At 62.2% G+C, this 22,812-nt stretch carries 24 protein-coding genes and 1 pseudogene; 14 read left to right on the top strand and 11 right to left on the bottom strand.

The genetic code is table 11. The features are described from left to right. Genes rsgA through ybaK form a run of 3 tightly spaced genes read right to left on the bottom strand, consistent with a single transcriptional unit; the run spans position 1 to position 2,819 of the window. On the bottom strand, positions 1 to 993 hold the full coding sequence (gene rsgA, locus E5720_RS03115) for a ribosome small subunit-dependent GTPase A (RefSeq protein WP_210730012.1): 993 nt from the start codon (positions 991 to 993) through the stop codon (positions 1 to 3). Continuing rightward, a complete protein-coding gene (gene aroA / locus E5720_RS03110) occupies positions 990 to 2,318 on the bottom strand; it encodes a 3-phosphoshikimate 1-carboxyvinyltransferase (RefSeq protein WP_136169423.1) in 1,329 nt (442 codons plus the stop codon). Before aroA ends, rsgA begins: the two co-directional genes overlap by 4 nt. A 6-nt stretch (positions 2,319 to 2,324) precedes the next feature. After that, entirely contained in the window at positions 2,325 to 2,819 is a 495-nt protein-coding gene (gene ybaK / locus E5720_RS03105; RefSeq protein WP_210729948.1) for a Cys-tRNA(Pro) deacylase, read from the bottom strand. A 207-nt stretch (positions 2,820 to 3,026) separates the two neighbouring features. Between ybaK and E5720_RS03100 the strand changes: the two genes are divergently transcribed. From E5720_RS03100 to E5720_RS03080, 4 genes are all read left to right on the top strand, one after another. Continuing rightward, positions 3,027 to 3,686, top strand: coding sequence for a sigma-70 family RNA polymerase sigma factor (locus tag E5720_RS03100; protein WP_136172410.1), 660 nt, complete (start codon positions 3,027 to 3,029; stop codon positions 3,684 to 3,686). Between the two features lie 83 nt (positions 3,687 to 3,769). Continuing rightward, complete coding sequence (gene rsrA / locus E5720_RS03095) at positions 3,770 to 3,985, top strand: mycothiol system anti-sigma-R factor (protein ID WP_247596281.1); 216 nt, start codon at positions 3,770 to 3,772, stop codon at positions 3,983 to 3,985. A gap of 283 nt (positions 3,986 to 4,268) precedes the next feature. Beyond that, positions 4,269 to 4,484 carry a biotin/lipoyl-binding carrier protein gene (locus E5720_RS03085; protein WP_084346870.1) on the top strand — a complete coding sequence of 72 codons (216 nt, stop codon included), beginning with the start codon at positions 4,269 to 4,271 and terminating at the stop codon, positions 4,482 to 4,484. Between the two features lie 18 nt (positions 4,485 to 4,502). Then, a complete protein-coding gene (locus tag E5720_RS03080; protein ID WP_136169421.1) occupies positions 4,503 to 5,981 on the top strand; it encodes a PAS domain-containing sensor histidine kinase in 1,479 nt (492 codons plus the stop codon). A gap of 74 nt (positions 5,982 to 6,055) precedes the next feature. Here the strand turns inward: E5720_RS03080 and E5720_RS03075 are convergent, their stop codons facing one another. Both E5720_RS03075 and E5720_RS03070 read right to left on the bottom strand, forming a co-directional pair. After that, positions 6,056 to 6,310: a WhiB family transcriptional regulator gene (locus E5720_RS03075; protein ID WP_136169420.1), complete on the bottom strand. Its 255-nt coding sequence runs from the start codon at positions 6,308 to 6,310 to the stop codon at positions 6,056 to 6,058. A 311-nt stretch (positions 6,311 to 6,621) separates the two neighbouring features. Beyond that, the gene (locus tag E5720_RS03070) at positions 6,622 to 7,578 is read right to left on the bottom strand and encodes a diacylglycerol kinase family protein (protein ID WP_136169419.1); all 957 of its coding nucleotides are present in this window, start codon (positions 7,576 to 7,578) and stop codon (positions 6,622 to 6,624) included. 46 nt (positions 7,579 to 7,624) lie between these two features. On the opposite strand from E5720_RS03070, the gene E5720_RS03065 reads away from it, so the two are divergent. After that, positions 7,625 to 8,047, top strand: coding sequence for a hypothetical protein (locus E5720_RS03065; RefSeq protein WP_136169418.1), 423 nt, complete (start codon positions 7,625 to 7,627; stop codon positions 8,045 to 8,047). Between the two features lie 42 nt (positions 8,048 to 8,089). On the opposite strand, the gene E5720_RS03060 is transcribed toward E5720_RS03065, so the two are convergent. Both E5720_RS03060 and E5720_RS03055 read right to left on the bottom strand, forming a co-directional pair. Continuing rightward, positions 8,090 to 8,572, bottom strand: coding sequence for a GNAT family N-acetyltransferase (locus E5720_RS03060; RefSeq protein ID WP_136172409.1), 483 nt, complete (start codon positions 8,570 to 8,572; stop codon positions 8,090 to 8,092). A 5-nt stretch (positions 8,573 to 8,577) separates the two neighbouring features. After that, entirely contained in the window at positions 8,578 to 9,204 is a 627-nt protein-coding gene (locus tag E5720_RS03055; protein WP_136169417.1) for an acid phosphatase, read from the bottom strand. Positions 9,205 to 9,315: 111 nt separating this feature from the next. Here E5720_RS03055 and E5720_RS03050 point away from each other — a divergent pair. Both E5720_RS03050 and E5720_RS03045 read left to right on the top strand, forming a co-directional pair. Further along, positions 9,316 to 9,503: pseudogene (locus tag E5720_RS03050) on the top strand (MFS transporter); the annotation flags it as partial. Between the two features lie 97 nt (positions 9,504 to 9,600). Then, on the top strand, positions 9,601 to 10,401 hold the full coding sequence (locus tag E5720_RS03045; RefSeq protein ID WP_136169416.1) for an AAA family ATPase: 801 nt from the start codon (positions 9,601 to 9,603) through the stop codon (positions 10,399 to 10,401). A gap of 20 nt (positions 10,402 to 10,421) precedes the next feature. Here E5720_RS03045 and E5720_RS03040 read toward each other — a convergent pair whose 3' ends face one another. Together E5720_RS03040 and E5720_RS03035 are read right to left on the bottom strand one after the other, a co-directional pair. Beyond that, a complete protein-coding gene (locus tag E5720_RS03040) occupies positions 10,422 to 11,669 on the bottom strand; it encodes a hypothetical protein (RefSeq protein WP_136169415.1) in 1,248 nt (415 codons plus the stop codon). Between the two features lie 11 nt (positions 11,670 to 11,680). Next, a complete protein-coding gene (locus E5720_RS03035) occupies positions 11,681 to 13,291 on the bottom strand; it encodes a DEAD/DEAH box helicase (protein WP_136169414.1) in 1,611 nt (536 codons plus the stop codon). Positions 13,292 to 13,755: 464 nt separating this feature from the next. Here E5720_RS03035 and E5720_RS03030 point away from each other — a divergent pair, with 464 nt between their 5' ends. Further along, positions 13,756 to 14,409, top strand: coding sequence for a ferritin-like fold-containing protein (locus tag E5720_RS03030; protein ID WP_247596146.1), 654 nt, complete (start codon positions 13,756 to 13,758; stop codon positions 14,407 to 14,409). A gap of 111 nt (positions 14,410 to 14,520) precedes the next feature. Then, positions 14,521 to 14,745, top strand: coding sequence for a DUF3107 domain-containing protein (locus tag E5720_RS03025; RefSeq protein ID WP_179142288.1), 225 nt, complete (start codon positions 14,521 to 14,523; stop codon positions 14,743 to 14,745). A 72-nt stretch (positions 14,746 to 14,817) separates the two neighbouring features. Here the strand turns inward: E5720_RS03025 and E5720_RS03020 are convergent, their stop codons facing one another. Then, positions 14,818 to 15,471, bottom strand: coding sequence for a TetR/AcrR family transcriptional regulator (locus E5720_RS03020; RefSeq protein WP_136169412.1), 654 nt, complete (start codon positions 15,469 to 15,471; stop codon positions 14,818 to 14,820). A gap of 278 nt (positions 15,472 to 15,749) precedes the next feature. On the opposite strand from E5720_RS03020, the gene E5720_RS03015 reads away from it, so the two are divergent. The 3 genes from E5720_RS03015 (at position 15,750) to E5720_RS03005 (ending at position 19,172) form a co-directional block, all read left to right on the top strand. Continuing rightward, positions 15,750 to 16,925: a DUF3152 domain-containing protein gene (locus E5720_RS03015; RefSeq protein WP_136169411.1), complete on the top strand. Its 1,176-nt coding sequence runs from the start codon at positions 15,750 to 15,752 to the stop codon at positions 16,923 to 16,925. A 134-nt stretch (positions 16,926 to 17,059) separates the two neighbouring features. Then, a complete protein-coding gene (moeZ, locus tag E5720_RS03010) occupies positions 17,060 to 18,235 on the top strand; it encodes an adenylyltransferase/sulfurtransferase MoeZ (RefSeq protein ID WP_136169410.1) in 1,176 nt (391 codons plus the stop codon). Positions 18,236 to 18,317: 82 nt separating this feature from the next. After that, positions 18,318 to 19,172 (top strand): TIGR02569 family protein, encoded by an 855-nt coding sequence (locus E5720_RS03005; protein ID WP_136169409.1) that lies wholly within the window; start codon positions 18,318 to 18,320, stop codon positions 19,170 to 19,172. A gap of 1 nt (position 19,173) precedes the next feature. On the opposite strand, the gene E5720_RS03000 is transcribed toward E5720_RS03005, so the two are convergent. Next, positions 19,174 to 19,836 (bottom strand): FadR/GntR family transcriptional regulator, encoded by a 663-nt coding sequence (locus E5720_RS03000; RefSeq protein WP_136169408.1) that lies wholly within the window; start codon positions 19,834 to 19,836, stop codon positions 19,174 to 19,176. Between the two features lie 82 nt (positions 19,837 to 19,918). Here E5720_RS03000 and E5720_RS02995 point away from each other — a divergent pair, with 82 nt between their 5' ends. Then, entirely contained in the window at positions 19,919 to 21,157 is a 1,239-nt protein-coding gene (locus E5720_RS02995; RefSeq protein WP_247596145.1) for an MFS transporter, read from the top strand. Positions 21,158 to 21,389: 232 nt separating this feature from the next. After that, the gene (locus E5720_RS02990; RefSeq protein WP_136172408.1) at positions 21,390 to 22,802 is read left to right on the top strand and encodes a nitrate/nitrite transporter; all 1,413 of its coding nucleotides are present in this window, start codon (positions 21,390 to 21,392) and stop codon (positions 22,800 to 22,802) included. The last annotated feature ends 10 nt before the right edge of the window (positions 22,803 to 22,812 follow it).

Below are 22,812 nucleotides of genomic sequence, written 5' to 3'. Positions count from 1 at the left end.
CTACTGCCAGGCGTCGTTCGTGCGTACGGCCTCGAGAAGGCCGCGAACGGCGCGGACGCGACGGGCTGCGTCGCCGGTCAAATCATCGAGGGCACATTCGGGATCGGCGGGCGGTCCTAGATGGGTGCATCCTCGTGAGCACTCCTCGATGGCGTCGGCGAGGTCGGAGAAGGCAGCCACGACGTCGTGCGGTGAGATGTGCGCGAGGCCGAAGGATCTGATGCCCGGGGTGTCGACGACCCATCCGCCGCTGGGCAAAGGCAAGGCCACCGACTGCGTCGATGTGTGCCGCCCCTTGCCTACGCCCGATACGACGCCGACGGCGCGATGCGCGTCGGGGACGAGTCGATTGACGAGGGTGGACTTTCCGACTCCCGAGTGCCCGATCAGTGCGGTCAGTTTGCCCCGCAACGTGGCCGTCAGCTCGGTGAGGTCCTCGCTTTGGCCGGCGAGAACCACAGGTACGTCCAAATCGGCGAAAGATGCGGTGAATTCGGTCGGATCCGCGAGGTCGCTCTTGGTCAGGCACAGAATCGGTGACAGACCGCCGACGTAGGCGGCGACCAGTGCACGCTCGACGAAGCCGGTACGCGGCGGCGGATCGGCCAGCGCAGCGACGATGAGTAGTTGCTCGGCGTTGGCGACGACGACGCGTTCGAAGGGATCGGTGTCGTCGGCTGTACGGCGGAGCACCGTGCGACGCTCGGCCACGCGGACTATACGAGCGAGGGTATCGACCTTGCCGGTCAGATCTCCGACGATGTCGACGTCGTCTCCGACGACGATCGGTGTCCGGCCCAGTTCACGTGCGCGCATGGTGACAACGGGCCGGTTCGGGTCACCTCCCAGAACGCATCCCCACCTGCCTCTATCGACCGCGACGACCATGGCCGATTCGGCATCGGCATGTTCGGGCCGGGTCTTGGTCCGAGGTCGCGAGCTCTTTCCTGGACGTATGCGTACGTCCGATTCGTCGTACCTGCGCGGCGTCAGGACATGTTCCCGTCGGTCTCGAGGTGCGAGGGTGAACCGGCGAGCATGTCGGACCAGAGGGTCTCGAACCCGGGCAATGTCTTTGCCGTGGTGCCGATGTCGTCTACCTGCACTCCGGGTACGCGGAGTCCGAGTATTGCGCCGGCCGTCGCCATTCGATGATCGGCATATGCGTGCCACAGTCCGGAACCGAGGGGAGCCGGCGTGATCTCGAGACCGTCGGCGGTTTCGACGGCTTTTCCGCCGAGCCTGCCGATTTCGGTGGCCAGTGCTTTCAGTCGATCGGTCTCATGGCCGCGCAGATGTGCGATCCCGCGAAGCCAGGACGGTCCATCGGCGAGCGCTGCCAGTGCTGCCACTGTCGGGGTGAGTTCGCCTACCTCGTGTAGGTCGATATCGATGCCGTGCAGCACGTTCGGTCCCGACACTACGAGGGTGCCGTCGGTGAGTTCGACCTCGGCGCCCATGGACCGAAGGATCTCGCGGATCGCATCGCCCGGTTGCGTCGTTGCGGCCGGCCACTGGGGTACGCGCACTTCACCGCCGGTGACCGCAGCTGCAGCCAGAAACGGTGTCGCGTTCGACAGATCCGGTTCGATGACCCAGTGCACCGGGGCAACCGGTCCCGGGTGGACACGCCAGGTATCGGCGTCGCCGCTGTCCTGGGGGGTCTCCACTCGCACCCCGGCCTGCCTGAGCATGTGCACCGTCATCTCGATGTGTGGCATCGACGGCACAGGTTTGCCAATGTGGTGAATGGTGATGCCGTCGTCGAATGCTGCGGCGGACAGCATGAGCCCGGACACGAACTGTGAGGATCCGGATGCGTCGATGTCGACGGCGCCGCCACTCAGGCGCCCAGTGCCTGTCACGCTGAACGGGAGCGAGTCACCCTCCACCTGTGCGCCCACCGACCGTAAAGCTCCCAGGATGGTATCCAGAGGCCGCGAACGGGCTTGCTCGTCGCCGTCGAAGAAGACTGCACCGTAGGCAAGCGTGGCGAGCGGTGGAACGAACCGCATGACGGTTCCGGCGAGACCACATTCGATCGAACAACCGTGGAGTGGGCCGGGAATGATGTGCAGCTCGGTCGGATCGTCTTCATCGATGTCGATCCGTACCCCGAGATCACGCAGAGCGGCGATCATCAGATCGGTGTCTCGGCTCCGCAATGTTCCCGACACCGTGGACGGGCCGGTCGCAAGAGCAGAAATGATCAGTGCTCGGTTCGTCATCGACTTGGATCCGGGCAGGATCACCGTTGCATGTACGGGCTCTGTGGTCGACGGCGCTGTCCAGGTGCTCACTCCTTCATCTTTGCGCATCGACGTTCACTCCGTCGCGATGGGAGCCGTGACCGCCTTGCAGAGCCGAACCAGTTCGCGGGGATCGAGCTCGATTTCCAGTCCGCGCCTACCTCCACTACACAGCACCCGGTCCCACGAGAGTGCCGAGTCGTCGACGATGGTGGCCAACGCCCGCCGTTGCCCCAGTGGTGATATCCCGCCGAGCACGTACCCGGTCGATCGCTCTGCCTGAGCCTGATCGGCCATGGTCACTTTACGAGTGCCGAGAGCCGCCGCCGCCGACTTCAGGGACAGTGTCGTGGTGACGGGTAGTACTGCAACCGCGAGCGTGCGGTCGGCGCACTCGACCACGAGGGTCTTCAAAATCTGCCCACACGCCAGTCCGAGTCGCGCGGTCAGAATGTCTGCGGCTTCGGTCCCGTACGAGGAGGAGTTCGGGTCGTGCTCGTAGCTGTGCAGTCGGTGGTGCACTTTCGCCTGGGCCAGCACCGTGATGGCAGGAGTGGGGGCGCCGCGCATGCGCGCAACCATATCGGCGTCGTGGTGGAACTGGGCTCGAGGGAACACGTGGCGTCGCGTCGGTGTTGAACACGCAAGAATCTCTAGCTGGGAAGGAAGGGATCTGCTGTGACGGTTTCGACAACAGAGCGCCCCTCGCGCACACCTGTCGGTAGCGAAGCGATCTACGTTTTGGGGCTGCCCTCGCCCGCGGTAGCCTGGTCGAACATGGCTACCGAAGGGATCAGCGTGGAGGAAGTCGAGCCGAAAGCTCAGGCGACAGCTGAATCGGCGACCGAGTTGACCGAGCGTTTCGAACGTGACGCGCTCCCGATGCTGGATCAGCTGTACGGTGCCGCACTGCGAATGACCCGCAATCCTGCCGATGCGGAGGATCTGGTTCAAGAAACGTACGTCAAGGCGTACACGGCGTTCAGATCGTTCCGTGAGGGCACGAACCTCAAGGCGTGGCTGTATCGCATCCTGACCAATACCTACATCAACTCTTATCGCAAGAAGCAACGCCAGCCGGCTCAGTACCCGACCGACGAGATCACCGATTGGCAGTTGGCCGCCACCGCTGAGCACTCGTCAGTCGGTTTGCGTTCCGCCGAGGTGGAAGCGCTGGACGCACTTCCCGATGACGACATCAAGGCCGCGTTACAGTCTCTGCCCGAGGACTTCCGAATGGCTGTGTATTACGCAGACGTGGAAGGTTTTCCCTACAAGGAGATCGCCGAGATCATGGGAACGCCGATCGGAACGGTGATGTCGCGTTTGCATCGTGGTCGTAAGCAACTGAGGGGCCTGCTCGCTGGTGTGGCCCGTGAGCGTGGATTCAACCGCAACGGCGCGGTCGATGCGTACGAGCAGGAGGTGTCGAAGTGACGTCCGAGGCAACTCCCGACGATGCGGGGCAAAGCGAGTTCGACAATCTCGACTGCTCGGCGGTGATCGCCGATGTATGGCTGATGCTCGACGACGAGTGCGACGACGCCAGTCGGAAGCGTCTACAGAAGCACATAGACGAGTGCGGGTCGTGCTTCGCGGCTTACGGTATCGAGGAGAAGGTCAAGAATCTGATCAGCCGTAAGTGTGGTGGAGATCAAGCTCCGAGTGGTCTGCGCGAGCGCCTCAGCATCGAGATTCGGAGAACGGTCCTGATTCGGCAGACCGAATCCGACTGAGGCATCCAGGACCAAGTCGGTTCGATAGAAACGGAAAAAGGCCAGGGAGCGTTTCAAGCTCCCTGGCCTTTCTCGGTTCTCGGTCCGAGCGTCAGCTGTTCGGACGCTTGCCGTGATTTGCCTTGTTGTTCTTGCGACTGCGCTTCTTACGCCCACGCTTACCCATGTGTAGCTCCTCTCGTATGTTCACTACAGTCTTTCACGTGTGATTGGCTGTCCTTCTACGGGTGCCTGATGAGTTGGAGGTGCTTGTGGTGCGGATCACTGAACGAGAGGGAAATTAATGGCCGAAGACGTGCGGGCAGAGATGGTGTCGACTGTCTTCGAGATCGTGGTAGCCGAGGGGGACACAGTCGCTCACGGCGACACTCTCGTGGTTCTCGAATCGATGAAGATGGAGATTCCGGTGCTGGCCGAAATCGCGGGTACCGTAACCAAAATCGACGTCAAAGTCGGTGATGTCATCAAACAAGGTGATCTCATCGCAGTGGTGTCCTGAGCCCAGTCGCCGTTCACCGTGTCGACTCTCAGTGACCTTCTTGCCGAGCACACCGACCTTCCCGGGGATGCCGTCGATCATTTGCAGCGAGTGGTCGGGGAGTGGCAGCTTCTGGCCGACCTGTCCTTTGCCGATCTGCTGCTGTGGGTCGGCACCGGCAACGCGGCCGATCGTCCCGATGCCGAAGTGCTCTGCGTTGCCCAGTGCAGGCCGACAACGGCTTCCACTGCCTTCACCGAGGACATGGTGGGGTCGATCGTGTCGGAGTTACAACACCCGACCGTGATCGACTCGTTGATCACCCGCGACATCGTCCGCGGCGGTGCTTCCGGTACCGAAAGCGTGCCGGTGAGGTGTGGTGATCACGTCATCGCCGTTCTCACTCGCGATATCAACCCTGCCCAACAGCGGCCTCCCAGCGCGCTGGAGAGCGCGTACCGAGATTGTGCCGATGACCTCTGCCGGATGATCAATGAGGGAACGTTTCCGACGCCGGCCGAACGAACCGACGTGAACTCGTCTCCGCGTGCCGGTGACGGTTTCATTCGGCTCGACACCGATGGTCGGGTTGTCTATGCCAGCCCCAACGCGCTGTCGGCGTATCACCGTATGGGATTGGCGACCGAGCTTTCGGGACGGGATCTTGCCTCGGTGACGCGTTCCTTGATCACCGACCCGTTCGATTCCCAGGAGGTGGCCGACCACATTGCGGCCTCCACTTCGGGAGATGCAGGTCATCGCATGGAAGTCGACGCGCGCGGCGCGACCGTGCTGATCAGAACCCTTCCACTCCGACCGCGTGGTGAATCTGTCGGTGCAATAGTGCTGGTCCGCGACGTCACCGAAGTCAAGCGCCGCGATCGTGCTCTGCTGAGCAAAGATGCGACCATTCGCGAGATTCACCATCGGGTGAAGAACAACCTGCAAACCGTCGCTGCGCTGTTACGGCTGCAGTCGAGACGACTGGAGAACGAAGAGGCGCGCACCGCGTTGTCGGAATCGGTGCGGAGGGTGACCTCGATCGCACTGGTTCACGAAATGCTCTCGATGTCGGTGGACGAGGAAGTCGACCTCGACGAAATAGTCGACCGGTTGGTGCCCATCATGTTGGATATTGCGACAGTCAATCCGCGCGTTCGCGTGGTGCGGGAGGGCGCGCTGGGGGTCTTTTCCGCCGAACGTGCAACGCCGCTGGTCATGGTGCTCGCAGAGTTGGTCCAGAACGCCATGGAGCACGGTTTCGTGGCAAGTACCGATGGAGTGGTCCGCATCACGGCCGACCGATCGGCGCGGTGGCTCGACGTCGTTGTCCACGACGACGGTCCAGGTCTGCCTCCTGGTTTCTCCCTCGAGAAGTCCGAGGGACTAGGGCTGCAAATCGTGCGGACGCTCGTCTCGGCAGAGTTGGGTGGGTCGCTGGGGCTGCATCGCGCTACAGGTGGCGGAACCGACGCCTCGCTTCGCGTGCCATTGGGCAGACGCGGTCCGAGGATCTGATTGGAGAGTGTGCGCAGAAAAAAACTCGGTCCGAGTATGGACCGAGTTTTTGCCTGCTCTTGTTCCTGGGAACGTCAGACGGAGCTACGTGCTCGCGTGCGAGCATTACGACGCTTGAGTGCGCGACGCTCGTCTTCGCTCATGCCGCCCCACACGCCCGCATCCTGGCCGGACTCGAGTGCCCATGAAAGGCAATCAGCCGTGACAGGGCATCGCGTGCAGACGACTTTGGCATCGGCGATTTGTGCGAGTGCCGGGCCACTGTTTCCCACGGGGAAAAATAGTTCCGGGTCTTCGTCGCGACAAATAGCGTTGTGGCGCCAGTCCATCCTCTGCTCCTTACCGGGCGCCGAAGCACCGTTTTCCGTTTCATTGATGTTCGCGAGTGCGTAACCAATGTTTCCGCTCTGTTGCTTGTGAATGCTTTCACGAACTCAGGGGAAGTCAATAGATTGCCGCGTGACCGTGGTCAAGCTCACTCTGTTAGGCTGCCTCAAGCCTGCTGCGCTCCTTTGTACCCCTTGCGGCGAATTCTCGCTATACACCGTTGTCGCTGCCGTGGTAAGCGCGGCTGGAAACAGGCTGGACGAGTCTGACCGAGCGAGGGTGAAGCTGCCTGCTCCGCCCGTCGGCGCAGGGGTCATTCGGACGGCGGGGCTATGACTTCCAGTGCAGACGGAGTTGCGAAGAATTCGGCCTCGGTGCGCTCCCCGAGATAATCGCCGTCCATCTGCAGGCCGATCGGTTCGGTCGAAGTGATCTTGATTCGCGGCACATCGTCGATGCGAAAGAGATTGCGAGACTTGGGTTCCGCGCCTGCAGATAGAAGTTGTCGCGACACCAGAAGGCTGGGCACCACCTTGGTCGTCCTCATTGCGAACAACCCGAGTCCGGTATCGAACGTGGTCCCGGGATTGGTGTGAACCGGCCTGGCATCGAGATAGGTCCACGGACTCGAATTGGAAACGAACGCGTAATGCACGCCGGTGATCGGGTCGTGGCCCGGCACCTCGACTGTCAACATCGGCTCGTGACGCTTGTGCCGAAAGAACTCGCGTACGGCCGACCGAACGTAGCGAGTGGCAGAAACAGGGCGTCCGTCCTTGCGGCTCGCGTCGATCGCACGACATACGTCGGCATCGAGTCCTAGGCCGGCATTGAATGTGAACCACCGGTTGTCGCAGTGGGCGAGGCCGATCGTCCGTCTCGACCGCGACGCAAGAAGCTCGATGAGCTGATTGGTGGCAGCTACCGGGTCGGGTTCGATTCCAAGGGAGCGGGCGAAGACATTCGCACTGCCTCCAGGCACCACGGCCAAAGCCGGGATGGCCCCGATCGTCACTGATCGCATCGACGTCGGAAGCGGAACACCGAGCAGTCCGTTGATGACCTCGTTCACCGTGCCGTCACCACCGTGGACGATGACCAGGCCCATACCGTCCTCCCGAGCTTCGCGTGCCAATTCGGCCGCGTGATCTCGGTGCGTGGTGTGGGCGACCGTGACGCGAACGCGGCTCGACAGCGCGTGCGCCAACAGGTCACGGGCAGCAGGAGTGGTCGATGTCGCATTGGGGTTGACGATCAGAAGCGCGCGCACGGGGCATCAGCCTAGCGGTCCGACGGCGGTGTTCTAGGCTGGCCGGGTGTCAACGCCTTCGCAGCCACTGGTGCCGCCTTCGACCTTCCGGTCCGCCGGGGTGCTCGTCGCCCTCCAAGGACTCGTAGCGTTGGTCGTTGCCGTAGTTCTACTTGTCCGCGCAGTCGGCGGTGTCGAGGATTCCGCCGCGAACGGCTACGGAACCGCCGGATGGTTCGCAGTGGTCGGACTGGCCGTCGGAGCTGCGGGTGGGGCACTGGTGGCGGGTAAGCGTTGGGCTCGAGCCATCGCTCTGGTCGTACAGTTCCTCCTGTTGCCGGTCGTCTGGTCGCTGCTCACCGACTCGCATCAGCCGCTGTACGGTGCGTTGCTCGGACTGGTAGTGATCGCGATCCTGGTGTTGCTTTTCAGCCCGCCGTCGTCGAGATGGATGGCCGCCGAGTACGGGGACTTCGACGAAAAAATGTAGACGACCGTACTCGGCTGTGCATTCGGTAGGTCGGCCCGACTACTAGCTCGAGCTGGACGTATTCGCGAGGGCAGCCAGTGCATCACCGGTCATCCGGAACGTCGTCCACTCGTCCTGAGCGAGAGCGCCGAGTGAACGGTAGAAGCCGATCGACGGGGTGTTCCAATCGAGCACCCACCAACTCAGCCGGGTGTACCCCTTCTCGATGCACTCCGTGGCCAGTGCGGCGAGTAGTGCTCTGCCATGGCCCGCTCCGCGAAATGCGGGTTTGACATAGAGGTCTTCGAGATAGATGCCGTTGACGCCATCCCAGGTGGAGAAGTTCAGGAACCACAGAGCCACTCCCACGACCTCGCCGTCGTTCTCGGCGACGTGGGCGAACACCGAAGGTGCTGGTCCGAATAGAGCGGCAGCGATCTGTTCGGGTTTCACCGTGCAGTGTTCGAGCGATTTCTCATAGTCGGCCAGTTCGTACACGAGCCCGGTGATGGCTTCCACATCGTTCTCGTTCGCCCGTCGGATCATGCTGCTCACGGCTTCTTTCTCCCGGTTCGCACCGACGGATCGATGTTGTGGACGACGAGCTGTCGATACGAATGATCGAAGCCCAGCACCGAGTACGCACCAGGAGCCATTGCGAAGCGTTTCCCCTCGGCGACAGGCAGTTCCAACCATCGAGTGAGCAAAGCACGCGAAAAATGGCCATGTCCGACGAGGATGACGTCGCGCTCGACCAAGACCGGCAGCACGACGGAGAGCACGAGATCGGCACGGGAGCCGAAATCGTCGATCGACTCACCGTTCGGGCACGGGTGCGTCCACACGGTCCAGTGCGGCACGGTTGCGTGTATTTCGGGTGAGGTCAGGCCCTCGTAGTCTCCGTAGTCGACTTCGGAGAGCGCGTCCCACTCTCGGTCGACCGTCAGGCCGGCGAGGTGTGCAGTCCGCTGAGCCCGCGCGCGTGGGCTCGACAGGACCAGCGGCTCGCGCAGTTCGAGTTCCACGATGAGTTCGCCTGCCGCGACGGCCTGCTGCTCGCCGACTGCTGTCAGTGGGACGTCCGTGGGTCCCGTGTGCCGGCCACTTGTTGCCCATTCGGTTTCGCCGTGCCGGAGTAGCACGACCCGGCCGGTGGTGCCAGAGTTGGAGATCGTCATACCCGCAATGATGCCGTGTCTGGTTTCACAGTCCAGACGGTGGATCCGCCGGCAAAACCGAGAGCGTAGTGCGGCGACAGGGAATACCGATCAGGGGGACACTCGTTTGTCCTTCTGTCAGGCGCATTGTTCGTGATGGGCATGGGACTCGGATCCACGATGATGCCGATCATGACTGCCTCGCTGCAGACGCTCATCCATCACGAGGTCGCACGTGGGTCGACATCGATGAACATCGTGCAGCAGACAGCGGGTCCATCGGCACCGCCGTGATGTTCGTGGTGCCGACGAATCAGATCAAGAACGTCGCAATGTGGGCGCATCGGATTCGGTTTCGACGAGCCCACATTTGCATTCGCCTGGCTCTGTCGTGTTTTGTACGCAAGGATCAGCGGTGTGACGACAGTACTAGCAGTGGCCAATCAGAAGGGTGGCGTCGCGAAAACGACGACGGTTGCGTCGCTGGCGGCCGCACTCCACGCGCTCGACCAGCGGGTTCTCGTGGTCGATCTCGATCCGCAGGGGTGCCTGACGTTTTCGTTGGGTCACAACCCCGACAAACTCGATTCATCCGTGCACGAAGTCCTCACCGGCGACAAAAAGGTTTCCGACGTGCTCATCGAAACCGACGAGGGCATCATGCTGCTGCCCGCGACGATCGATCTTGCCGGTGCCGAAGCGTTGCTCCTCATGCGTCCGGGACGAGAATATGCTCTCAAGCGAGCGCTGGCGCCGGTGATCGACAATTTCGACGTCGTCATCATCGACTGCCCTCCTTCGCTGGGGGTGTTGACCCTCAACGGCCTCACCGCAGCCCAATCGGTGCTCGTTCCACTGCAATGTGAAACTCTCGCGCATCGTGGTGTCGGACAGTTACTTCGGACCGTCTCGGAGATCCAACAGATCACCAATCCTGATCTGACCCTGCTCGGTGCACTGCCGACTCTGTTCGATGCGCGGACCACTCACAGCAGGGATGTGCTCGGCGACGTATCCGATCGATACGATCTGCCGGTTCTGTCGCCACCGATCCCGCGAACTGTCCGGTTCGCGGAGGCTACGGCTTCAGGGTCGACGGTGCTCTCGGGTCGAAAGAGCAAGGGCGCGCAGGCATATCGCGAACTTGCAGCGAATCTTCTGGCACACTGGCAGCACGGGACCGAATTGGCCACTTATTCTCCGAACACACCGGACTGATCGGTTTCGGTAGCATCGCTTCAGCGTGCCGATAGTGCAACGAGGTTCTCACCGCGCTGCTCGATGACGACATCGCCGATCACCGACATGCCCACTGGGCCGGTATAACCGGCTCGGTCGACGTCCAAGGTCCGTTCTACGGTGCCCCTGGCGGGGTCGATCACTGCTGTTCCGCCGGGTACCGGAACCAGTAGCCGACCCGCCATGACCGTGCCGGGTCCGAGTGCGCCGGGGATCGACCACATCGGGGCCAGATCGGTCAATCCCAGTGCCACGATTCCACTTCCAGTCCACCAACTGAAGACCGATGCGGCCTTGACTACCGCTTCGGCTGTGGGGGAGTGGTTTTCGTCGACGACTGCGGAAGGAAGGTCGAACTCGGCCACGGGCTGTGCGTTTCCGTCGAAGACGGCAACCCTCGATGGTTGAGCGGAATGTGCTGGAATAGCCACTGCCACACGGTCACCCGAGGCGACAAGAATCGATGCTCCGGCGATCGGGCCGTCGGATCCTATCAACGCCGCCACGACGGAAGAACCGTATTCCTCCGGCTGCTGGGCATCCTTCGGGGCTGGATTCATCGTTGTCAGTCGCGCCCCGGACTCACCTCGGCACTGCTCGAGAACTGCGACGCGAGAACTGTTGGAAGCGGAGGACAGTAGAGTGCAACCGGATCTGGGTTGACCACTCGGATTGACCGGCGCGTCGACGCGACCGTATTCGAGTGTTCGGACCAGGTCCGAGCGCCATAGCTCCATTCGAGTGTCACCGCGAGAGGTGACGTAGGTTCCGTCATCGCTCAGCACGATATTCGCATCAGCGTCACTGCTACGTTGAGCTTTTCGCGTACCACTGGAGCTGTCGAGTTCGGTGACCTGCGAGCAACCCCTGGCGTCCTGATAGACCGCGACGATCGTATTCCACGCCTCCGTAACGGCGCAAAGCTTTCGATCTCGGCTATAGCTCCATGCAATGGAGCCGTCGAGCGGGTCCCGACCGGTGACAGTGCCACCGTCGCCCGTGACGACGGCACCGCCTGTGGTGACCGGTGCCGACGTGACCGGACTCGACGCACGCCAAGTCTCGGTAAGCGCGTCCGGAATCGACGTTGCCACATTCGCTTGGTGCAAAGGAGATTCCGCAGGGGCTGATGTCGTGCCGTGCGCGTCGCTTCGGAGCCACACAACTCCGAGAACGAGCACGGTCACGACTGCGATCGCTACGGCGACGACGATATCGGACCGGCGCCGACGTTCGGGTGCAAGCACAGTTTGGGAGACTACTCCGACGCGGCCGCACCGGACGAGGCTGACGCGGAGGAGCGGCGACGCCGTCGTCTACGTGGAGGAGCCGTCGTTTCTGTCCCTGTGTCACCGGTCGATTCGGTGGCTACCGAACCGGTGGTGTCAGCGACGGAGTCAGCCTCTCCGGTCGCGGGCTTACCCGCTCTGGTGCGCGAACGAGAGCGGGAGCGGCGAGGCTTGGAAGCACGCGGCTCCGCATCGGCGTCGGGCTGCTCAGAGCCCTTTTCATCCGAGGTCTCATCGGTTGCAGCGCTACCGTTCGAGTCCTTCGCGGCTTTGGCCTCGGACGACTTGTGCACTGTGCTGCCCACACCGGTTGGGATGTCGAGTTCTTCGAACAGGTGCGGGCTGCTCGAGTAGGTTTCGACGGGGTCGGGTGTCCCGAGATTGAGGGCTTTGTCGATGAGCTGCCACCGGGGGATGTCATCCCAATCGACCAACGTCACAGCGATGCCGGTGCGGCCTGCGCGGCCCGTCCGGCCGATGCGGTGAACGTATGTCTTCTCGTCCTCCGGGCACTGGTAGTTGATGACGTGCGTGACGTCGTCGATATCGATGCCCCGGGCAGCCACATCGGTGGCCACGAGAACGTCGATTCCACCGGTGCGGAACTTCTTCAGCGCTTTTTCGCGCTGGACCTGCCCGAGGTCACCGTGCACCGAGCCGACGGCGAATCCACGTTCCGCGAGTTCGTCTGCGACTTTCTGGGCGGTGCGCTTGGTACGGGTGAAGATCATGGTCGCACCGCGGCCGTTTGCTTGGAGCACCTTGGTCACCATCTCGACCTTGTCGAGTGCGTGAGCTCGGTAGACGTGCTGGGCGGTGCGATCGTGCACTGCCGACGACTCGGCCTCTTCGGCGCGAATATGAGTCGGCTGGGTGAGGAACGTACGGGCGAGGGTGATGATCGGTCCTGGCATCGTTGCCGAGAACAACATCGTCTGCCTTTTGTCCGGGACCATTCCGAGAATGCGTTCGATGTCCGGCAAGAACCCGAGATCGAGCATCTCGTCGGCCTCGTCGAGTACCAGGACGCCGATCTTGCCCAGAATCAGGTGACCCTGCTTCGCGAGGTCCAAAAGGCGTCCGGGTGTACCGACGACGACGTCGACGCCGTTCTGCAGGGCACTGATCTGTGCCTCGTAGGGGCGACCGCCGTAGATCGAGAGCACCTTGACAGGTCCAGTCGTCGAGCGGAGATGTTTGGCCGCATTCTGGAGGTCCGAGGTGACCTGCACACATAGTTCCCTGGTGGGCACGATTATGAGCGCCCGCGGGGTGCCGTCGAGAGCCGTGGTGCCTGAGTCCGTTGTGGAGATGCGCTGCAGCAGTGGAACGCCGAACCCGAAGGTCTTGCCCATTCCGGTGCGGGCCTGACCGATGAGGTCGTCACCGGCCAGAGCCAGGGGGAGTGTCAGCTCCTGGATTGCGAAGGTCCGCTCGATCCCGATGTCCTTGAGGGATCGGACGATCTCCTCACGCACGCCCAGTTCGGCGAAGGTCGGGGGTACGTGCGTGTCGTCGAGTTGGGCGGTCAACGTCGTGTCGCCGGTCTCGTCTTCTTGGTCGATAATGATCTTGCTCAGGGGTCTGGCCTTCCTCGTATCGAGAACGTACGCACAAGGAAGGGCACAGGCCTATTGCCGGCCGAAGTCGATGCCCTCAATCCGATGTGATGTCGCGTCGAGCCTCAGCCGCGATCGTGTTCGGGCCCGAACACGATGGGCGAAGCAGTCGTAGCGACCCGGATCAGGTGCGCACACATTGTCACTGATCTCCGCGTGAGTCGGTCCGTATCGATCGGTCCGTGCAGTGATCTGAGCACCATGGTAGCTTGCCGAACGCCCATCCTGTGTATCGAGTGATTTTCGATGCCTTCGCGACTGTGCGCGCGACCCGACACTCATCGTCGGTCTGCGCTGAAGCATCGATCCTGACGCGACTACGATCGTGTTCCATGGGAGCTCATTCGTCTGATCTATCGACCGCTGCTCTGTCGACCTCGGCTTCACCCACGGAGGACCCGTCCGATTCCGGAGGTTCATCCGAGATGACGTTGGTCGCTTACGACCACCCCGGGATATCGGATCTCTTCGCGGTGCTGGCGTACGGCGAAATTTCCGCGTTCTATCGGCTGGCCGAGGACGCCCGGATGGCTCCCTCGATGCAGGGTCGTGTCGCGCTGGCAAGTATGGCGGCGGCGGAAATGAACCACTTCGAAACTGTGGTCGGAGCACTGTCGGACCGAGGAGTGGACGTCTACACCGCGATGGACCCTTTCGTCCGCGCACTCGACGAGTACCACGCTTCGACGACCCCCTCGACGTGGATGGAAGCTCTTGTCAAAGCCTACGTCGGCGATGGAATTGCGGCCGACTTCTACCGCGAGATCGCCCACACCCTCGATCCCGAAGTCGCGAGGATCGTCCGCGAGGTTCTCGCCGAGACCGGTCATTCGGAATTCGTGGTTCACGAGGTCGCGGTCCGGGTGCAGGAAAGCTCTCAGGACAAGGCACGCCTGATGTTGTGGGGCCGGCGACTACTCGGCGAAGCGATCACCCAGGCACAGCACGTCTTGGCGCAGCGCGAGAGCCTCACCGACTTGGTGATAGCGGTATCGGGGGATCTCAACGGTGTCGCAGCGTTGTTCGATCGGATGCAGGAGCAGCACTCGAAAAGGATGCGCGTGCTCGGGCTCGTCTAGCAGAGAACATGGTGTTCGCTGACAGCACAGGCGCGAGGTGAGCTCCTGAGGTGTCGGCTGCACTAGCCTGGATGAAGCAGCTTTAGTTGTCTATGAGTTCGGAGGTTGGCCGTGGAGGTCAAGATCGGTGTGTCGGAAAGCTCTCGCGAGCTCGTGGTGAACAGTGCACAGTCGCCGGACGAGGTCGAGAAGCTCGTTGCTCAGGCTTTGAGTGGCAAGGACGGCGTGCTGGCCCTCGTCGACGAGAAGGGCCGCAAGTATCTCGTGCAGGCCGCGAAGGTGGCGTACGTGGAGATTGGCCCAGCCGATCCTCGTAAGGTCGGATTCGCGACCTAGATTTCTGGATCGACAACGCGATAGCCCCCGTATCGGAAGATCGATACGGGGGCTATCGCGTTGTCGTGAACTCTAGGGAGACTGAAGCGGAACATGGGACAGTCCGCCCCAGGCAAGTGACACCGTTGTGTCGACGGCGTCCTCTTTGGAAATCGGGCGGTCGGCCTCGAGCCAGTACCTCGCAGTGAACTGGCTGGCACCGACGAGACCGACGGCAAGCACGCGCGCTCGGTACGGATCCAGGCCCGAGTCGTGAGCGACGAGGTCGAACACTGCGTCGACGCATGCTTCCGTTGCCTGCTCGACGCGGGCACTCACCTGGGGGTCGCCCATGAGATCCGATTCGAACACCAGGCGAAACCCCTGCGTGTCGGTGTCGACGAAGTCGTAGAACGCCAGCACCGCAGCGCGGACGCGCTGCCGGTTGTCGGTCGTCGAACGTAACGCCTGCCTGACCCCCGAGATCAGGGTGTCCACGTAGCTTTGCAATACGGCGAGATACAGCTCGAGTTTGCCGGGGAAATGTTGGTAGAGTACCGGCTTGCTGACTCCGGCGCATTCGGCGATCTCATCCATTCCGGACGCGTGATATCCACGGGTCACGAAAATCTCGCTTGCTGCAGCCAAGAGTTGCGCGCGCCGCGCCTCGCGTGGCAAGCGCGCGCTGCGGCGGCCGGCTGGAGGAGTCGGACGGTCCGAGGACATCCGATCCGCGAGTTCTGTCATAGTGGTTGATCCCATCCGCATAGTCACTGCGCCGGTGTCGGCTGCCCGGGGGTGCCCGTGTCCGAAGGCGTTTGGTACTTGTAGCGCAGATCGTTGGCAACAATACCTGTCGAAGTTGTGACCGAAGGGACTGCGGGTACTCCTCGTTTATCGAGTCACATCCTTGGACAAGTCGGACATCTTGATAAGTAGGCCCGAATCGGGCATGGAGTTTGTTCGTAGGCATAATTTTCGGCGCGGCGAGCGGCGTATGCGCCAGACTGTGAGATTCTGGCGGAGTGACTGACCGAGGAGGGCCGAGGCGCGGGGGTGCATACCTCCCACCCGATCAGCGGTCACGTCGGTTCGAGGCCGCAGAAGGCCGCCGTACCGACGGCGATCGCCGTACGGAGAACGCTCGAGCGCGAGGGAATGACGGCCCTGCTCGACGTTATGAAAGCGGTCCGGACGATCTCCCGCGTGAAGTCGGCGGCGCAGGATCGCACCAGCCGCTGCGGGCCCAGTGGGACCCTACGAGCCGAGAAGAATTACGACGTCCGCGGACACCGCGTCCGGAACGTCAAGTCAGAAAACAGAGCAAGCTCGGAAAATTTGCATCCGTCTATGGTTGGCGCGCCTATGCAATTCCGCTGCTTCTGGTGGTGACCACTCTGGTCGTGGTCGACGCGGTGCGCACCGGCGATCCCACCACCACCGCAACGGGAAACCTCTCACTGCCGGCGGATCCGGGATTCGGAGCGCTCAGCTCGGACACGAGCGGTTCCGGAGTGATCGGGGTTCCGCCGCAAGCCGACGGCAACTTCGCTGCATCCATTCCCTCCGGTGAGCTACCGGACGGCGGGTCGTTTGCTGTCGATGGTGCGGGTACCTGGCACCTGGTCCCTGGATCGTCGAACAAAGTCGGTCAAGGGACCGAGCGCACCTTCACCTACACCGTCGAGGTCGAGGACGGTATCGATACGGCAGGATTCGGTGGTGACGAGTCGTTCGGAAGACTGGTCGATCAGACACTTGGCAACCCGAAGAGTTGGACGAACGACCCCCGGTTCGCATTCCGCAGAATCGAATCCGGTGATCCTGATTTTCGAATCTCGCTGACCTCGCAGATGTCCATCCGTAAGGCCTGTGGTTACGACATTCAGCTCGAAGTATCGTGCTACAACCCTGGAATCGGTCGTGTCGTGCTCAACGAGCCCCGATGGGTGCGTGGTGCCATCGCATTTCAAGGTGATATCGGCTCGTATCGTCAATATCAGATAAATCACGAGGTCGGACACGCGATCGGCTATCAGCAGCATCAGCCTTGCGAAACCGAGGGAGGCCTGGCCCCGGTCATGATGCAGCAAACCTTCGGTACCTCGAACGACGACATCGCCCGCCTCGATCCAGAAGGCGTCGTGCCTATGGACGGCAAGACCTGTCGGTTCAATCCGTGGCCTTACCCGCGTAGCTGAACGCTCGTCTCGAGACGCGGACCGGTGCGAGCGGTGGATCACCGAAGCGGCGGCGAATGGGCAGTTCGGTAACGTGAAGTGATCGAACGTGGCATACGGCCACTGACGGAGTGCCGTCGAGGAGTGCATTTTTCATGACGCAGTTGCCCCCGCTGGTCGAACCGGCAGGAGAGCTCACGCTCGACGAGGTGGCTCGATACAGTCGCCATCTGATCATCCCCGACGTAGGAATGACGGGGCAGCGACGGTTGCGGAACGCCCGAGTGTTGGTGATCGGCGCCGGAGGGCTCGGCTCGCCTGCATTGCTCTATCTAGCGGCGGCAGGTGTGGGGACGCTGGGGATCGTCGAGTTCGATGACGTCGAATTGTCCAACCTGCAGCGACAGGTCATCCACGGTAGTTCCGACGTCGGCCGCCCGAAAGGGGAAAGCGCTCGCGATTCGATTCGCGAAATGAACTCCGGCGTCGAGGTCAGGCTGCACAATGTGCGACTGGATCGCTCGAATGCCGTGCCTCTCTTCGAGCAGTACGATCTCGTTCTCGACGGAACCGACAACTTCGCCACGCGCTACCTCGTCAACGACGCCGCTGCTCTGGCCGGTAAGCCCTACGTGTGGGGGTCGATCTACCGTTTCGAAGGTCAGGTCTCGGTGTTCTGGGAGGATGCGCCGGACGGGGTCGGTCTGAACCTGCGAGATCTGTATCCGGAGGCTCCGCCGCCTGGCATGGTTCCCTCCTGTGCGGAGGGCGGTGTGCTCGGGGTCCTGTGTGCTTCGATCGGGTCGGTCATGGTGACCGAGGCGATCAAGCTGATCACCGGTATCGGTGACACTTTGCTGGGTCGATTGTTGGTGTACGACGCGTTGGCCATGAGCTACCGCACTATCCGTCTGCAGCGGGATCCGGATCGGATTCCGATCACCGAACTCATCGACTACGACGCGTTCTGTGGTGTCGTGTCCGACGAGGGCGCGGCTGGGGAGGAAGGTTCGACGATCACGCCGAACGAGTTGGCGGTGTTGCTCGAGACTGGTGCCGATGTCGCGTTGATCGATGTTCGCGAGCCGGTGGAGTGGGACATCGTGCACATCGCGGGGGCAACCCTGGTGCCGAAGGGCGGGATCATCTCCGGGGATGCGCTCGCGTCGCTTCCCCACGATCGGCGCATCGTGTTGCATTGCAAAACGGGAATTCGGTCGGCAGAGGCACTTGCCGTCCTCAAGCAGGCGGGTTTCGCCGATGCAGTTCATCTGCAAGGCGGCATTATCGCCTGGGCCGGTCAGATCGATCCCAGCTTGCCGATCTACTAGTCGCATGTCGGCACGGTTCGGCCGGTCGTACTCCACGCGCGCCTGCGGAGCGGTGCGGCTAGTCGGCGGTAGCGTGAGAGTTGTGAGCTCAGTGGAACCCCCTCAACACGTGATCTCCACATTCGGGTTGCGCGATGTACCGCCCACGCCGCTCGGTGCCGACTGGGACGGTGGGTGGCGACTCGGTGATGTCGTGCTTTCGCCTGTCGCAGATCACGCGCGTGCTGCGTGGTCGGCGAAGGTTCGCGAGACCCTGGCCGTCGACGGTGTCCGCCTTGCGCGTCCCGTCCGGTCGACCGACGGGCGTTACGTAGTCAGTAGTTGGCGCGCTGACACCTTCATCGAGGGTTCGCCGGAACCGCGGCACGACGAGGTCGTGTCGCTGTCGATGCGGCTGCATGCGGCAACGGCCCAGTTGGAGCGCCCTCGCTTTCTGGTGCAGCCGCCCGTTGCCCCGTGGGCGGATGTGGATGTGTTCGTTGCGGCAGATCGGGCGGCTTGGGAGGCTGTTCCCCTGCGTGCGGCGCGGGGTGCGGGCGCTCCGGAAGTGACCTCCGAAGACGGGCGTCAGAGCCTCGAATTGATCAAGCAGTTCGCGAGTCTGCGCAGACCTGTCGAGTCGGCAGACCAGTTGGTGCACGGCGATTTGTTCGGCACGGTGCTGTTCGACGGCAGCGAAGCCCCTGGCCTCACCGACATCACCCCGTATTGGCGTCCGACGTCATGGGCCGCAGCGGTGGCCGTGGTCGATGCCATTTCGTGGGGTGGAGCGGACGATGCTTTGATCGGGCGCTGGGACGATCTTCCCGAATGGTCACAAATGTTGTTGCGTGCCTTGATCTTTCGGTTCGCGGTGCATGCGCTGCATCCGCGCTCGACGCCCGAAGCTTTCCCCGGGCTCGCGCGGACGGCCGATTTGGTACGGCTGATCCTTTAGTTCAGTGGTCCGCCCCGAGTTCGCGGAAGAACACACGTGCTGCCTCGCCCGCACGTAGAGGGTCGCCTGCCGCTACGGCCTCGACCAGCGCGGCATGTTCGTCCACATAGTCGTTTTCGTGTTCGGCGGCGTGATGATGCATGGCCCGGCGGATCACCGGCAGTAGCGAATCGTAGAACTCCAGATAGATGGCGTTGTGGGAAGCGGCGACGATTGCGCGATGAAACTGCGCATCGATCGCGATCGCGTCGTCGCGAGAACTAGTTGTCCAGGCAAGATTTCGTGCGGCGAGTGCCTCTCGTAGTGCGCTGATGTCGTCTCCGTCGGCTCGCTCGGCGGCAAGCATAGCCGCGGTGACCTCGAGGGTGCGTCGTAGCTCGGTGACATCACGGTCCTGCGCGTCGGCAAAATATTTTCCCAGCGCGCCGCCCAGATCCGACACCGTCATCACATACGTTCCCGATCCCTGCCTTCGCTCGAGCATTCCAGCGTGGACCAGAGCCTGCACGGCTTCTCGGACAGTATTTCGACCGGTACCGGTCAACTCGCACAGCTCGGGTTCTGCCGGAATACGCGTACCGATTGGCCAACGCTTGGCCACGATCTCCTCGCGAAGCTGAGCAGTGACCTGTGATATCAGACTGGAACGCTGAACTTGCTGCACGCGTGACTCCCCGTTGTCTTCTCGATGTGTAGGCCAGTTTAAGGCTTTGCGTCAGATGATCCGGTCATCCTATGATTTGGTGGTGAGTCCCGCTGCAGTAACAGAGTCCAACGACAGGACCCACGCCAGGCATCTGGTCCGAGGACGTCTACTCGTCTTCGCGGCCATCGTTCTGTCAGCGCTGACATTGCGTGCCGCCGTGACCTCGATCAGCCCACTGTTCGGGCGTATCGGCGACGAACTCCACTTCGGATCCACGGTCGTCGGACTGGTCGGAATGCTCCCACCGGCGATGTTCGCCGTCTTCGGCCTTCTGACACCCCTCATCGTCAAGAGAATCGGACTCGAGCGCGCCGCCCTCGTGGCGATGTTGGCGACGACCCTCGGCATGGCTACCCGAGCATTCGCGCCGGGGACCGGCTCGCTCCTCGCCTTGTCGGCACTCGCGCTGGCAGGCATGGGAATCGGGAACGTCGTCCTTCCGCCGCTGGTGAAGCGCTACTTCTCCGATCGTCTGGCCGTGGTCAGCACCCTCTACATCTGTGCCATGCAGATCAGCACGATGGTCCCTCCGCTGTTGGCAGTTCCCGTCGCGGAGGCATTCGGATGGCGTATCTCGATCGGGATGTGGGCCGTGGTGGGGGTGGCGGCAGCAGTGCCATGGCTCGGTGTCGTTCTCTCACGCCGTGAGCGTGATGGCAGGGAAGCGGCGAGCATAGCGGCCGTGCCGGAGCATTCGGAAGGCAAAATCTGGCTCTCGTCGCTGGCATGGGGAATGGTCGGCATGTTCGCGATGACCTCGTTCATCACCTACTCGATGCTGACCTGGCTACCGACGATCCTCACCGATTCGGGCATCAGTGAGGCCTTCGCCGGTGCCTCGGTCGCAGCGTTCGGCGGCATGGGTCTGATTTCCTCGCTGGCCGCCCCGTCGCTGTGCGCGCGCCTGCGCAACCCGTACGGCTTGGTCATCGCGGCTGCCGTCTTCTACCTCATCGGGTTTGCCGGACTGTATTTCTCGCCGACCGCCGGAACTGTTCTCTGGGTATGCCTCATCGGACTCGGCACGATGACATTCCCGATGTCGTTGACACTCATCAATCTCCGCACCCGCACCCATGCCGGATCCTCGGCACTCTCGGGATTCACCCAGGGCCTCGGATACGTCGTATCGGCCACCGGGCCGCTGTCGTTCGGACTGCTGCACACACTCTCCGGGGGCTGGGGAATACCGATGCTCCTCCTGACCGGATGTGTTGCGGTTCTGCTCTTCGCCGGGTACCTGTGCTGCCGTCCGCGCATGCTCGAAGACACCTGGTGACCGTGGGGTCCTGACCGCAGGGTCGTAGCGTCGACGACCTCACGGGTAGCGGTTTTGCCACGTGAGAGCAAGTTAATCGACAGGTCACCGCAGGCAGCGCCCCCGCAACACGGTTTTTCTACCTTTGGGTCTCCCACGCGATCAGGAGGCCCACGTGACCAGCATTCCCGAGGCACCACCAGCCCAAGATGCTTCGACAGCGACGCCCGAGCGAGGACGCGTTCCGGTGTCGATCGAGCACCGCATCAGCCACTGGAACTCCGAGGACGTCGAGGCGTGGGAGGCCGGGGGCAAGACGATCGCGAAGCGGAATTTGATCTGGTCCGTCGTCGCCGAGCACGTCGGATTCTCCATCTGGTCGATCTGGTCCGTGATGGTTCTGTTCATGCCCGTGTCGGTCTACGGCATCGACGCGGCAGGCAAGTTCTTCCTCGTCGCGGTGCCAACGCTGGTCGGAGCGATCCTTCGGGTTCCGTACACGTTTGCGACAGCCAAATTCGGCGGTCGTAACTGGACGATCTTCAGCGCCCTCGTCCTGTTGATCCCGACGATACTGACCATGTACTTCATGCTGAACCCGGCGTCGTACACCACCTACATCGTCGTCGCAGCCTTTGCCGGCCTCGGTGGTGGCAACTTCGCGTCCTCGATGACCAACATCAACGCCTTCTATCCGCAGCGCGAAAAGGGGTGGGCACTCGGGCTGAACGCCGGCGGTGGAAACATCGGTGTGCCTGTCATTCAACTCATCGGCCTGTTGGTCATCGCCACGATCGGCAACACGGCTCCCGAAATCGTGTGTGCCGTCTACCTCGTCTTCATCGCGATCGCCGCCGTCGGTGCCGCACTCTTCATGGACAACCTCGAGAACCAGAAGACTAACGGCCGCTCGATGATCGACGTTCTCAGGTTCTCCGATTCCTGGTGGATAGCCTTCCTCTACGTCGGAACGTTCGGCTCGTTCATCGGATTCAGTTTTGCGTTCGGTCAGGTTCTGCAGATCAATTTCCTTGCCGGAATCACCGACGGCGCTCCCGCCACCGCAGCCCAGCAGGCACAAGCATCGTTGCACGCAGCTCAGATCGCATTTCTCGGACCTTTGCTCGGATCGATTTCACGACCGTTCGGTGGCAAGCTCGCCGACAAGATCGGTGGTGGCAAGATCACGCTGTACACGTTCGTGGCGATGGTCTTCTCCACCGGGATCCTGGTTGCCGCAGGCACGTGGGACGACAACACCGCAGGTGCTGCCACCGGAACCATGATGACCCTTTTCGTGATCGGGTTCATTCTTCTGTTCCTTCTGTCCGGCATCGGCAACGGTTCGGTCTACAAGATGATTCCTGCGATCTTCGCCGCCAAGTCCGTTGAACTGCAGGGCATGAGCGTCGAGGAACAGCAGCATTTCTCGCGTAGGATGTCCGGCGCGCTCATCGGAATTGCCGGTGCCATAGGGGCTTTGGGTGGTGTGGGAATCAACCTCGTGCTGCGAGCTTCGTACTCGGGCGCGGCGAAGTCCGCAACCACGGCCTTCTGGGTGTTTCTCGTCTTCTATGTCGTGTGCTGTGCAGTGACGTGGGCCGTTTATCTGCGTAAGCCGCGGGTTCTCGAAGGCAAGAAGACGAACGCACCCGTCGCGGTCTGACTTCTCTTCT

Origin of the sequence: Rhodococcus sp. PAMC28707, from assembly GCF_004795915.1 — a bacterium.
In the GTDB taxonomy this organism is placed as follows: Bacteria; Actinomycetota; Actinomycetes; order Mycobacteriales; family Mycobacteriaceae; genus Rhodococcoides.
The sequence above is the reverse complement of the archived record's forward strand: the minus strand, read 5'-3'. Positions and strand labels throughout refer to the sequence as shown.

Excerpts from the sequence above, each read along its gene's own strand:
- aroA (WP_136169423.1), bottom strand. The coding sequence starts at position 2,318 with ATGCGCAAAGATGAAGGAGTGAGCACCTGGACAGCGCCGTCGACCACA.
- ybaK (WP_210729948.1), bottom strand. The coding sequence starts at position 2,819 with ATGCGCGGCGCCCCCACTCCTGCCATCACGGTGCTGGCCCAGGCGAAA.
- E5720_RS03100 (WP_136172410.1), top strand. The coding sequence starts at position 3,027 with ATGGCTACCGAAGGGATCAGCGTGGAGGAAGTCGAGCCGAAAGCTCAG.
- rsrA (WP_247596281.1), top strand. The coding sequence starts at position 3,770 with ATGCTCGACGACGAGTGCGACGACGCCAGTCGGAAGCGTCTACAGAAG.
- E5720_RS03085 (WP_084346870.1), top strand. The coding sequence starts at position 4,269 with ATGGCCGAAGACGTGCGGGCAGAGATGGTGTCGACTGTCTTCGAGATC.
- E5720_RS03075 (WP_136169420.1), bottom strand. The coding sequence starts at position 6,310 with ATGGACTGGCGCCACAACGCTATTTGTCGCGACGAAGACCCGGAACTA.
- E5720_RS03060 (WP_136172409.1), bottom strand. The coding sequence starts at position 8,572 with ATGATCCGACGGGCGAACGAGAACGATGTGGAAGCCATCACCGGGCTC.
- E5720_RS03055 (WP_136169417.1), bottom strand. The coding sequence starts at position 9,204 with ATGACGATCTCCAACTCTGGCACCACCGGCCGGGTCGTGCTACTCCGG.
- E5720_RS03030 (WP_247596146.1), top strand. The coding sequence starts at position 13,756 with ATGACGTTGGTCGCTTACGACCACCCCGGGATATCGGATCTCTTCGCG.
- E5720_RS03020 (WP_136169412.1), bottom strand. The coding sequence starts at position 15,471 with ATGACAGAACTCGCGGATCGGATGTCCTCGGACCGTCCGACTCCTCCA.
- moeZ (WP_136169410.1), top strand. The coding sequence starts at position 17,060 with ATGACGCAGTTGCCCCCGCTGGTCGAACCGGCAGGAGAGCTCACGCTC.